This is a genomic window from Streptococcus jiangnanensis (genome assembly GCF_040888325.1).
GTDB lineage: Bacteria > Bacillota > Bacilli > Lactobacillales > Streptococcaceae > Streptococcus > Streptococcus jiangnanensis.
Map to the genome: position 1 here is coordinate 1 of NZ_JBFNFF010000010.1, position 11,737 is coordinate 11,737.

Genomic DNA, 11,737 nt, shown 5'->3' on the forward strand with positions numbered 1-11,737 from the left:
CCCCTTCTAGATGACCGAATTCCGTCTTAAAATTAGGAGAACTGTCTGATTTTGCTTCTCACCATTTTTCTGGCTTGTTCCCTCTTTTTAGCTGTTTCTTTGGGTTCAATTACTATTGACATACAAGATACTTACCAGATTATTTTCAGCAAGCTTGGCTTTTCCCTTGGCACAGACAAACTATCGCCCTCTACAATAGCTATTGTTTGGAACATGCGTGTTCCAAGAGTGATCTTGGGAATCCTAGCTGGTGCTGGCCTTTCTGTCTGTGGCAGCGTCTTGCAATCTACTGTCAATAATCCTATCGAAGAGCCTTATATCCTAGGAATTTCAGCGGGTGCAACCTTCGGATCCACACTGAGCATTATCTTAGGACTCAAATCCATTACTGGCACAGGTGCCTTTATAGGAGCCATTCTGGCATCGGCAGTGGTCCTTTTTATCGCCTTTTCCAACTTTATCATTTCTGTCGGTGCTAATGCTGACAGCCTTATGACAATCCAGTTCTGGAAGATGTCCCAGCGGTCAAAAATCAGAAAATCATGACCATCTCCTATGATGAGTTCATGGATTATGGACCTACTGTAATCGACTCACTCGAGAAAATCAATGACTTTGTTAATAAATAAGACCTTTGTCTGGGAGGGTATCACTGTCAATATTGCCCTGCCCCAAGATTATGACGGATCACGACCTTATCCAGCAATCTTGCTAAATGATGGACAGACAAACTACCTGAGCAAGCTTTCTTCATCAGTAATCTTGATCGGACTAATATCAAACAACAGGCTGGATGATTATACACCCTGGAAAGCCAATGCTCTAAAGCCTGGCAATCCCGATTTTGGTGGTAGAGCAGATAGCTACCATCAGAAACTATTCAACGGTATATTAGCAGAAATCAGACGGCACTACCTACTGGATGATAAGAGAATTGCCTATGGTGGCTACTCTCTCGGTGGACTAGCAGCTGTTTACAGTCTCTATAGTGTCTGCGAAGTTCCCTGTGTTTTTTCTATCTGCGGTTCCTTTTGGTACCCAGGTTTTACCGACTTTTGCCGGACACAGGACTTGAAAAACAAGGACTGTCTAGTCTATTTGCAGAATGGAAAGACTGAAGGCGCGAATCACTCAAATCGACTTTCCAAAGCTCCTTTTTATGCTGTAGAAATTCATCGCTTGATTCAGAAAGAAATCCTTACCACTTGCTCCGTCTTTGATCCTTACGGTCATCATGAGGCTCTCAAAGAGCGCTATGCTGACTTTGCCGACTGGCTGGCCACACAATGGCATATCAACTAATGAAAATCCACTTTGTCAGCTGCTGTAAGTGACAAAGGGGATTTTTAGTTTATTAATGCAAGCAAAAGGCTCTCACCAGTAAAATGTAAAAGTCTTGAGTAGAAAGATTTATTCAATCTTCTCCCCAGCCTCCAACTCCAGTAGGAAGGCTTTTTTATCAAGGCCGCCGGCATAGCCAGTCAAATTTTATTTCGATTTAAATTCTACCCTACTTTCAGCAGCCATCAGTTGGTCAGAAAACGAATAGGATTCATAATTATTATCAGGGTTATCCGTCCACATTTCACATTGCTTGATAACAGTCACAATAGCGTCTTCAACACCCTCTGGTGGATATTTGTATTTCCTAAGGAGCCGTTTAACAAGCATGCGCATACGAGCACGCGCAGAATGTTTTTTCTGCCAATCAATAGTTCTGCTTTTGCGCAATGTCTCCGTTAATTCATGAGTCATTGCAACAAGCTCATCATTTTCATAAAAATCTTTGACTGCTTGTGGTTGCGTCAAAGCATCATAGAAAGCTAATTCTTCATCTGTAAGACCCAAAGAATCTCCCTCTTCGTGAGCCTTCGCCATTTCTTTGGCCATTTTCATTAATTCAGCAATAACTTCTTCATTCGAAAGCATGCCATTCAGATATGCTCTCATCGCTCGCGAAAGAATTTCAGAGAACTTTTCGGATTTGACTAAATTTGTTCTTTGATATAAGGTAATCTGCTCTTGTAATAATTTTTTTAAGAGTTCTACCGCTATGTTTTTTTCCTTCATTTTAGAGATTTCATCTAAAAATTTAGGATCAAATAACGAAAATCCTGTATCAATATCTGAGAATAAATTAATGACACCTTCACTCTTGATAGAAGCTTTTAGTAATTCATTGATACGATCATTAATATCTTTCAGAGAAAGCTTTTTACCCTCCCCAGTTATTCGTGTCAGCAATGTTCTGACTGCTTCAAAATAAGCTGCTTCAAAACGTTGCTCAGGAGTAAGCAAAGAACGACAAAGTGATAACGCTTGGCGTAAGAGTAACGATTCTTTTATGAAGAGCTCTTTCTTCTTCTCCTTGTCTACACTTGACAAGAAGTTTACCCCGCCACTAATTGTTTTAGCTCTGATTAAATCACTTGATTTAGAGAGCATGAATTCTGAATAGTCAAACCCATAAAACAAATCACGGCAGACCTCTAGTTTTTCGACAAACTTTGGTAAAGCTGTCTTAGCTATATCAGTGTCCCCAAAGTTATCTTTGTCTCGATTTGTATAATCGTTCATGGCTTGCTTTAAAGCACTTGCAATACCGATATAATCAACTACAAGTCCACCCTCTTTATTTTTGTATACACGGTTAACACGAGCGATTGCCTGCATAAGATTATGACCTTGCATTGGCTTATATACATACATAGTTGCAAGGCTAGGAACATCAAATCCAGTCAGCCACATATCAACGACGATAGCAATCTTAAATGGGCTTTCATTGTCTTTAAACCTTTTAGCCATCTCTTCTTTATGTCGCTTATTCCCTACTATATCATGCCATTCTTCCGGATCATTATTACTAGAAGTCATGACAACTCCAATTTTTTCTGTCCAATTCGGACGCTTTTCAAGTAAGGTACGATAAATTTTCATCGCAATCGGACGAGAATAAGCAACAATCATTGCTTTTCCAGTTAATTCCTGCGCACGATTTTCTTCATAATGGGTAATGATATCTTCACACAAGGCACTAATAGTTTGATCGGCCCCTAAAATACTATCAAGACGACCCAATTCCTTCTTGCTTCTATCAATCGCATGTGATTCAGCGCTTTGTGCCATCAAGTCATACTCTGTGTCAATCAAACGCAAGATACTTTCATCTAGTTTTAAATGCATGACGCGACTTTCATAATAGACAGGCCGAGTGGCGCCATCTTCAACCGCCTGTGTCATATCGTAAACGTCAATGTAATTACCAAAAACCTCTGTTGTAGACTTATCTTTAGTAGAAATAGGAGTTCCAGTAAATCCAATATAAGTCGCATTAGGCAAGCTATCTCTAATCAGTCTGGCTGCTCCGACGACTAGTTTCGCTTCGCTTTCTCCATCTTTTCCTTTGGTAATTTTAATCTTTTCTTCAAGTCCATACTGACCACGATGAGCCTCATCTGCCATGACAACAATGTTTCTTCTATCAGAAAGCGCCTCTTCTGACTCTGAAAACTTCTGCATAGTTGTAAATATAATGCCATTGGCTTGGCGACCAGTCAATAGTTCTTTCAGATGCAAACGGCTCTCTGCCCGAATCGGTGTCTGTCTCAGAAAATCTTGGCATTTGGAAAACTGTCCATATAACTGTTCGTCTAAATCATTTCGATCAGTCAAAACGACAATAGTTGGCGAGTCTAAAACTTTCTGCAGCAGATGAGCATAGAAAACCATGGATAGAGATTTCCCACTCCCTTGCGTATGCCAGAAAACACCTCCCCGTCCATCGCTTTTAGTTGCATTCAAAGTAGATACTGCAGCCTTATTCACTGCAAAATACTGATGATAAGCCGCTAAAATCTTAGCATCCTCAGAAAAGCAGATAAAATTCCTTAAAATATCCAAAAATCTAGTCTTATCAAAAATACCTTCAATGAACGTGGTAAAATTAGCATACTGAGTATCTTCAAAACTACCATCAGTGGTCTTCCACTCCATAAAGCGGTCTTCACCAGCAGTAATTGTCCCCGCCTTTGAAGTGGCTAGATCCGTCATTACGCAAAAAGCATTATAGTTAAATAAATTTGGAATTTCTTTCTGATATGTTTTAAGCTGACGGTAAGCATCAGAAGCATCTGTTTCTTGGCGAGAAGGACTTTTCAACTCAAAAACAACTACTGGCAAACCATTCAAAAACACTATAATATCAGGACGTTTATTACTCTTCTCTACAATTGTCCATTGATTAATTACAGTAAAAGAATTATTATTTACATTATCGAAATCAACTAAATAAACGAGATTAGATTGTTTTCTTCCTTGATGAAAATAGGAAACTTCTATACCGTTTTGAAGATAATTTGTAAAAATCTTATTTTTTTGAAGCAAGGAACCTGTTTCAAAACGCTGTAACTTTTCAATTGCCTCTTGAATTGCAACAGTCGGTAGCTTAGCATTGATCCTTTCTAAAGCAGAATAAAGCTCTTCCAAATATAAAGGTGTTCTATAATCACGCTCTACATCTGGACCATAAACATATGAATAGCCCAAACTATCACGAAAAAGTTCAATGACCGCGTGTTCGTAGTTGTCCTCAGTGAATCCCATAAATTAAACTCCATTCTATAAATAGTATACTAAACTTACACTATTCATCAAATAATACAAACTTTTTTGAAAAATATATTTTCCCTAGGGAATCAATAGCATAGCCATAAGCTTTTTTTCCACTTAAATGCTTATTAATAAACTGTTGTCTCAAGTTTTCTTGAATACATCCAAAATCAGCAAACTCACCAGTTTTTAAATAACTAGGCAGCGTATTATTAAAAACCCCCATGTTTGTTATAAAGGCAAATCTCTTTTTTGCATATCTTGAATGAGTAACTCCGATCTGAGTAATGATTACTTCCTGTCTCCCAACATTAGTAATCGTTACATTAGTATAAATTTTTTTATCCAAAGAACCTACTGGAATGATTACTTGTGTACTTACCCGTATTTTATTTATCGAATCTTTACGAGAAAGATACAATGAAACAACAACTGCACCAATCGTACCAATTGCTGAAAGTGCTTCCCAAATATTTCCTAAATCAATTATAACTTTCAATTTTATACTACCTTTTTCATTTTGTACGCTAAATCATCATTTAGAGCAGATGGCCTTATCTATTTTTAAAGAAGAGTTTAGTAAAAAAGAAGTCACCAACAAATTAGGAGATTTCTTCCCTGTTATTACCGGCAAAAAAGATGCAAATATTGCAAAAGGAGGAGAATATCCGTTTTTTAGTTGTTCTCAAAACATTTCTTATACGGACAATTATTCATTTGATGCTAGAGCAATTTTATTGGCAGGTAATGGAGACTTTAATGTTAAAATATTTAATGGAAAATTTGAAGCTTACCAAAGAACTTATGTTCTAATCCCTAATAATGATGAACACTTTGGCTATCTGTATTATGCAATTAAATATTTTTTAAACGATATTACTTCTGGACATAGAGGTTCTGTCATAAAATTTATAACAAAAGGTCAGATAGAACATTTTGATATTTTTATGACAAGTAATAAAGAAAAATTATTTTTATTCAACTCCTTTATTGAGAATATAGCCAACAACAATAAAGAAATTGATAAACTAACTAATATTAGGGACACTCTCCTCCCAAAACTTCTGTCTGGCGAAATTTCTATTGATCAAGCCAGTAAATGATGATTTATCTTTTTATTATTCTCAATTTTATCATCTAGCACCTTAAGAATTTTACCAATTCTAATTTGTTCTTTTAACGGAGGACATAGAATTTCGTGATTTTTGAGAACATCTAGCTGAACTCTTTGTCTGCCTGAAGTTCCTACCATTGATTTAATAGCAACTTCTCTGATATTTGGAGCAATCATTAAATAATAAACGAAATTTTCATCACTAATATTTTCTTTGGCTCTTACAACAATAAACTCAGTAGACCCAAACCCTACTTCATCTTTGTCTAATAAATTTACCTTAGACGTTTTTCCATTTTCAAGACTTGGAGTAATACGTGCCATTAAAGTATCCCCATTTCTGAATTTGGTACCACCTCTAAATTCAAAATACTCAAACTCGGGAATATCGCGCGTAAAAGGTTCTAATTTTTCCATCGCTATTTTTTTAGCAATAGCTCCCTTTGACAAAGTTTCTCGGGGATTAAATTCTATAATATCTGAAAGTTTCACTTTCTTCCAATTATTCAATTTCTACTTCTCCTCAACCTATATATTTCCTATGCGAATTTTTTACATTCGCTTGATTGACCATGGCATAGTGCATGGTGGTATCTATCTTGACATGGCCAAGTAAGTGCTGGACTTGTTCGATGGGCATGCCCTTGTCTATGGCGCGTGTCGCCAATGTCCGTCTGAATTTATGCGGATGGACTTTATTTAAATCTGCTTTTACACCGAGTTGTCTCAATCTTGTTTCTACCCCTCCGATTAGCAATCTATCATGTGGAGATGACAAGGAAACGAACAAAGCTGGATTATCATCCTGACGACTGTCCAAGTAGTTTATCAAGTGAATCTTTGTTCTAGCGTCGAAGTAGACGATTCGCTCACTATTCCCTTTACCAAAGACAATACATTCTCTTTCATAAAAATTAATATCCTCTCTATTCAATCTCACTAGTTCACCTACCCGCATTCCAGTTGAAGCCAATAAATCAATCATGGCCAAATCACGAATTTCATGACAGGTATCTCTCAGCAGTTCTAATCCTTCATCAGAAAAAGTTTCTTTAATCGTTTTATCCGTCTTTATCTTACGAATCCGGCGCACAGGGCTTTTGAGAATGAAATCCTCATCTTCAAGCCAACTAAAAAAACTACTAAAAATCCGACGCATATTATCAATAGTTACTTTGCTAGATTTTCGTTCTCGTTGATAATGTGCAAGATAAGTCCGTAAGTCACTAGTCGCTATATCTCTTACAATCAAATTAAGACTGGTAAACATATTCTCAATGACCATTCTATAATATTTTAAAGACTTTTCACTACAACCTTCAATCCGCTTTGCAGAAATAAATAACTCAAGCAATTTCTCATTACTCTTCTGCTTATTTACTGTTTTTATTTCTGCAATTTCTACATTGATAAAAGCCGCCATTAGTACCTTTTGCAGATTTTCTAATTGTTGAGTACTTAAATGATTGGCCATATCTGTTGTAATTTGTGTGATTAATTTATCTTTCATAAGCTACCTACCTTTCGTTTTTATTATACTCTATGGATAGCTTAAAACGATAAATCATCATTTACTGGCTTGATTGACAGAGAGTTCACCAGATAAAAGTTTGGGTAGGAGAGTATCTCTTAGTTTAGATAACCTTTGAATTTCTGAAAGGTTGAAACAAAATAACTCATAAAGAGGAGAGAGTACTTTGTCTAACTCAATTAAATCTTTAAATGTTACATTCAAGTCATAACTATTCACTGAAAATGGACTCAAGTTTGCTTGTGCAGAACCGCTAGAAAGTTTGATTAAGTCTGTAATTATATTTTGCTGTTGCAAAATAGACCAAAGGACTGCATAAGAAAGTTCTGTTTTAGCATAAAATAAACCAACACGCTGATTTACATATCCCTTAAAATTTTTTGGAATAACGCCGATTTTTCCAGTAGTCGCCCCCGTTAGAGCCATTACAATTTCTTTTCCAAACACCTCAAAGTTTGAAGCCTTTGATAATTGAGACTTATTTTTTACATAATTTAGATTAGTAATATCAACAGTTATCCCATCTATATCTTTTATTTTGATTACTGGTTTACCTTCGTCAACCCAGTCTTTACTCTTAAACGCATAGCCTGATTTTAATTCAAATATATCTCCTAATTTAATAGAATTACTTGAATAGAAAATCTTCAAATAATTCTTACTAATAGCCGCTAAATGATGATTTATCTTTTTATTATTCTCAATCTTTTCATCAAGTGAAAAGAATAGTCTGGAAATATCTTGTTGTAATTTTCTTGATTCAGGAAATTGTATAATAATATCATTCAATAATCGTTGTCGATTTAACTCAGTCTGCCCAGTTGATCCTTCTTGTAATCCTTCAATTTTTACTTGTTGTGCTTTAAGAGCATAACCTAAATACAAAGGATCTATTTTCTCTTCATCTGGTCTAACAATTATCATATGTCCATCTACAGTAGTCAATTCAGGTACTTTTACTAATTGAGCAACTCGTCCTGCTGTTCCAACGCCTGTAGAATTTATCAAAATATCATAATCTATTAGTATCTTATTTGTAGGTACTTTTTTCTTCAATAAATCATTTAACCGTGACAAAGAGTAATCAATTTGAAAATTTCTATTCGTCCTTTGATTAAGTACAACGATAGTATTATCGGATTTAGTCTCAATATATTTTGGTGGAATACCTTTTGAAACAAAGCTAACAAGTTCACCTAAATTTACCTCCTTATATTTCAAACCCAATCTCCCCCAATCTTTCTCGAATCTCATCTTCTAATTTATGGGATTTAATAAAAAGTTCTGATAGTTCTGTCGTCAGTCGGTCCATCTTCTCTTCAAATGGTTCTCCGTCATCTTCTTTTTCCTCAATACCTACATAACGCCCTGGCGTAAGAATAAAATCTTGCTTTGCAATTTCTGCTGTTTCAACAGACGCACAAAAACCTTTAACATCTTCAAGGTTTCCATTTTGAAAGGCTTCAAAGGTATCTGCCAACTTCTTAATGTCTTCGTCGATAAAGTCGCGATGCTTACGGTCAATCATTTCTCCCATATTTCGAGCATCGATAAACAGCGTCTTTCCTTTTTGTTTTTTATTTTTACTGATAAACCAGAGACAGGCTGGAATAGTTACACTGTAAAAGAGATTAGCTGGAAGAGCTATAATTCCCTCAATTAAGTCATCTTCGATAATTTTTTTACGAATGTCCCCTTCACCGCTCTGAGTCGATGAGAGTGAGCCGTTTGCCAGAACCAAGCCAACCTTGCCATTACTAGGATCCATGTGATGAATCATGTGCTGAATCCAAGCATAGTTTGCATTGCTATTAGGTGGCGTTCCGTATTTCCAGCGAATATCATCTTGCAGTTTATCTGCTCCCCAGTTGGAAATATTAAAAGGGGGATTAGCCATGATATAGTTAGCTTTTAGTGTCGGATGTAAATCATTGAAAAAGCTGTTCGCTTGGTGCTCACCAAAATCCGCATCAATACCTCGGATAACCATGTTCATCTTGGCCATCTTCCAAGTATCTGCATTAGATTCTTGACCAAAAACAGATAAATTATTAATATTCCCACTATGATTCTCTATAAACTTAGCTGACTGAACAAACATACCACCTGAGCCACAAGCAGGATCATAAACACGGCCTCTATAAGGCTTTAATATTTCTACAATCGTTTTTACGATACTGGTCGGAGTATAAAATTCACCGCCTCGTTTTCCTTCATATGCCGCAAACTGTTCAATACAATATTCATAAGCACGCCCAAGTAAATCTTTTTCATTCTCACCTTCATACATTTGAATATTAGTAAAAATATCTACAACTTCCCCTAAAACTCGCTTATCTAAGTCTGGACTTGCATAGATTTGAGGAAGGACATTCTCTAGACTAGGATTATCCTTTTCAATTTCACGCATAGCTGAATCCAAGACTGTGCCAATTTCCGAAGAATGGGCATGACTCGCAATAAATTGCCATCTAGCTATTTCAGGGACGAAGAAAATATTCTCCTCTGAATATGCATCAGGATCATTCTCAAATCCGTCACCCTCTGCAAGTAATTGTTGGTATTTTTCTTCAAAAGCATCTGATACATATTTTAAAAAGATGAGACCGACAATAACTTTTCTGTACTCTGACGCTGAAATGTGCCCCCGAAGTGAATCTGCAGCATCCCATAGTTCCTTTTCAAATCCAATATTTGCGTTTGATTTTTTCGCCATTTTATACTCTTTTCCTATTTTAATCACATCCATTTTACCATATTTAAAGTAAGTTAAAAAGCACCGAACGATGCTTTTTTAGCTTATCAATAGTTTAAAACAGTCATTCTCTTGTTTTCTCCCCTGCCTCTAGTTTCAACAAGAAGGATTTTTTATCAAGGCCGCCGGCATAACCGGTCAATTTGCCGTCGCTTCCGACAATCCGGTGGCAGGGAATCAGAAGGGAAATGGGATTATGACCGATGGCGCTACCAACTGCTCTAGCAGAGCCAATTTTTCCATACTCAGCCTGCAACTCCCGCAAAATATCTGAATAGGTAGCCGTTTGCCCATAGGGAATCTTCTGCAGCACTGTCAGAACCTTGCTTCTAAACTCAGTCACTTGAGGTGCCAATAGAATTTCATCTGTCGCGGGATTTTCTCCCTTGAAATAAGCATCCAGCCAAGCAGAGACGCGTCGGCTGACTTCTGTCTCTTCCTGTTGCGCTTGCTCCAAATCGTAGCCTGCCCCAAAATATTTCTGTTCCTCAAGCCAAAGTCCCAGCAAGGCATTTCCGTCTGTCAAGATGAGAATACGGCCGATTGGGGATTTGTAATAAGTTTTGTACATTTCTTCTCCTTTTCGATGAAAATCAACTAATAAAGTAAACGCCAAATATAAAAAACTGCATATGAACACCATGTGCCCCACTCTTTTTTTAACTTTAATAGCAATTCCTTAGACGGTTTCTCATCTAGACCAAGTATATAAGATATGCCATTCTGCAATCCAATGTCAGCCATCGGAAAAGCCGATTGTATACGAAAACATCGCATCATCACATAATGAGCCGTCCACGGACCGACACCGTAAAGTTTAAGCAACTCTTTTTCAATTTGCTCAGCTGTATCTAACTTTTGATAATAACTTCTTGAAATGGTCCCCTGATACAAGAGCATTGATATTGTTTGTAAATATTCTGCTTTTTTACGAGTCATTTGCAACTCCAATAACTCCTCAGCCACACTATTTGCAACCATCTCAGGCTTTGGATAAAGCCAGTAAGTTTCATGGTTATAGTGAAAAGCTTCGCCATATTTCTTGACAAAACGTTCTTTTAGGGTATAAGCATAAGCAAGATTTACCTGCTGTCCTAAAATTCCCCAAGTAATAGCCTCATAAAAATCTGGGACACCAATCAAACGAAGTCCGTAAAACTTCTGAACCAAAGGAGATAAAATATTATCTTCTTGTGCAAACTGATAAAAGTCATCTAACAACTGATCTAAATCCAACCAATCTCTGACAAAATTGCTAATAACTTTTCTAGCCTCAGCAGAAAAAATAGGCTGATTTTCCGCCTGGATACATATCTCTTGAACTTGCTCATTGTAAAAAATCGTACAAAGATAAAATTCATTTTCGACTTTAAACAAGCGCTTAATTCTGTCATTTGCAACTTGGTACATCACTTCCTTTTCCTCTCTTGATAAGTAGGAAATAATTTGTACCCAGTCAAAGATAGATGACGTTTCTAAATAGATTATATTTTTAGCTAACATATCTACACCTTTCTTTTAATTATTATACCATCATTTTGGAAGCGGAAATATAACAATCTGGCTTTCTCATCAGAAAAACAAAATCCCCGTATCTTTAACAGATGGGGGATGATCTCGTATTTAACTAGGTGACTTGGAGCTTTGCCACAATCCCATCTGGGTCTGTGACTTCTAGCTCTTGGGAGCTAATCCTAAATTGTCAAATTAAGCTAGACTTTTCAAGTAA

General features: G+C 36.6%; 10 protein-coding genes and 2 pseudogenes. 4 read left to right on the forward strand and 8 right to left on the reverse strand.

Annotated features, from left to right (window positions below; translation table 11 throughout):
* Positions 1 to 45 precede the first annotated feature (45 nt).
* The 3 genes and pseudogenes from AB2B49_RS09040 to AB2B49_RS09050 form a co-directional block, all read left to right on the forward strand.
* Positions 46 to 516 (forward strand): annotated as a pseudogene (locus AB2B49_RS09040) (iron chelate uptake ABC transporter family permease subunit); the annotation flags it as partial.
* Positions 498 to 629: pseudogene (locus AB2B49_RS09045) on the forward strand (metal ABC transporter substrate-binding protein); the annotation flags it as partial. The pseudogenes AB2B49_RS09040 and AB2B49_RS09045, both read left to right, overlap by 19 nt.
* Positions 610 to 1,302, forward strand: a complete 693-nt coding sequence (locus tag AB2B49_RS09050) for an alpha/beta hydrolase-fold protein (protein WP_076984409.1) — start codon at positions 610 to 612, stop codon at positions 1,300 to 1,302. The pseudogene AB2B49_RS09045 and the gene AB2B49_RS09050, both read left to right, overlap by 20 nt.
* Before the next feature lie 186 nt (positions 1,303 to 1,488).
* Here AB2B49_RS09050 and AB2B49_RS09055 read toward each other — a convergent pair whose 3' ends face one another.
* Both AB2B49_RS09055 and AB2B49_RS09060 read right to left on the reverse strand, forming a co-directional pair.
* Positions 1,489 to 4,602 carry a type I restriction endonuclease subunit R gene (locus tag AB2B49_RS09055; RefSeq protein WP_076984408.1) on the reverse strand — a complete coding sequence of 1,038 codons (3,114 nt, stop codon included), beginning with the start codon at positions 4,600 to 4,602 and terminating at the stop codon, positions 1,489 to 1,491.
* Positions 4,603 to 4,642: 40 nt separating this feature from the next.
* Complete coding sequence (locus AB2B49_RS09060) at positions 4,643 to 5,107, reverse strand: hypothetical protein (RefSeq protein ID WP_076984407.1); 465 nt, start codon at positions 5,105 to 5,107, stop codon at positions 4,643 to 4,645.
* 49 nt (positions 5,108 to 5,156) lie between these two features.
* On the opposite strand from AB2B49_RS09060, the gene AB2B49_RS09065 reads away from it, so the two are divergent.
* Positions 5,157 to 5,711 (forward strand): restriction endonuclease subunit S, encoded by a 555-nt coding sequence (locus tag AB2B49_RS09065; protein WP_076984404.1) that lies wholly within the window; start codon positions 5,157 to 5,159, stop codon positions 5,709 to 5,711.
* Here the strand turns inward: AB2B49_RS09065 and AB2B49_RS09070 are convergent.
* The 6 genes from AB2B49_RS09070 to AB2B49_RS09095 form a co-directional block, all read right to left on the reverse strand.
* Complete coding sequence (locus tag AB2B49_RS09070) at positions 5,696 to 6,232, reverse strand: restriction endonuclease subunit S (protein ID WP_125389080.1); 537 nt, start codon at positions 6,230 to 6,232, stop codon at positions 5,696 to 5,698. The two genes, AB2B49_RS09065 and AB2B49_RS09070, sit on opposite strands and share 16 nt — an antisense overlap.
* 13 nt (positions 6,233 to 6,245) lie before the next feature.
* Complete coding sequence (gene xerA / locus AB2B49_RS09075) at positions 6,246 to 7,232, reverse strand: site-specific tyrosine recombinase/integron integrase (protein ID WP_076984405.1); 987 nt, start codon at positions 7,230 to 7,232, stop codon at positions 6,246 to 6,248.
* Positions 7,233 to 7,289: 57 nt separating this feature from the next.
* The gene (locus AB2B49_RS09080; RefSeq protein ID WP_320691887.1) at positions 7,290 to 8,474 is read right to left on the reverse strand and encodes a restriction endonuclease subunit S; all 1,185 of its coding nucleotides are present in this window, start codon (positions 8,472 to 8,474) and stop codon (positions 7,290 to 7,292) included.
* Entirely contained in the window at positions 8,464 to 9,969 is a 1,506-nt protein-coding gene (locus tag AB2B49_RS09085; RefSeq protein WP_076984402.1) for a type I restriction-modification system subunit M, read from the reverse strand. The genes AB2B49_RS09080 and AB2B49_RS09085 overlap by 11 nt, the downstream gene beginning before the upstream one ends.
* A 103-nt stretch (positions 9,970 to 10,072) precedes the next feature.
* The gene (locus tag AB2B49_RS09090; RefSeq protein WP_076984401.1) at positions 10,073 to 10,579 is read right to left on the reverse strand and encodes a methylated-DNA--[protein]-cysteine S-methyltransferase; all 507 of its coding nucleotides are present in this window, start codon (positions 10,577 to 10,579) and stop codon (positions 10,073 to 10,075) included.
* Between the two features lie 26 nt (positions 10,580 to 10,605).
* On the reverse strand, positions 10,606 to 11,511 hold the full coding sequence (locus AB2B49_RS09095) for a DNA-3-methyladenine glycosylase family protein (RefSeq protein WP_076984400.1): 906 nt from the start codon (positions 11,509 to 11,511) through the stop codon (positions 10,606 to 10,608).
* Positions 11,512 to 11,737 lie beyond the last annotated feature (226 nt).

What these genes read in the sequence shown, in the direction of transcription:
- AB2B49_RS09050 (WP_076984409.1), top strand. Translation starts at nt 610, where the DNA reads ATGACTTTGTTAATAAATAAGACCTTTGTCTGGGAGGGTATCACTGTC.
- AB2B49_RS09055 (WP_076984408.1), bottom strand. Translation starts at nt 4,602, where the DNA reads ATGGGATTCACTGAGGACAACTACGAACACGCGGTCATTGAACTTTTT.
- AB2B49_RS09065 (WP_076984404.1), top strand. Translation starts at nt 5,157, where the DNA reads ATGGCCTTATCTATTTTTAAAGAAGAGTTTAGTAAAAAAGAAGTCACC.
- xerA (WP_076984405.1), bottom strand. Translation starts at nt 7,232, where the DNA reads ATGAAAGATAAATTAATCACACAAATTACAACAGATATGGCCAATCAT.
- AB2B49_RS09085 (WP_076984402.1), bottom strand. Translation starts at nt 9,969, where the DNA reads ATGGCGAAAAAATCAAACGCAAATATTGGATTTGAAAAGGAACTATGG.
- AB2B49_RS09090 (WP_076984401.1), bottom strand. Translation starts at nt 10,579, where the DNA reads ATGTACAAAACTTATTACAAATCCCCAATCGGCCGTATTCTCATCTTG.
- AB2B49_RS09095 (WP_076984400.1), bottom strand. Translation starts at nt 11,511, where the DNA reads ATGTTAGCTAAAAATATAATCTATTTAGAAACGTCATCTATCTTTGAC.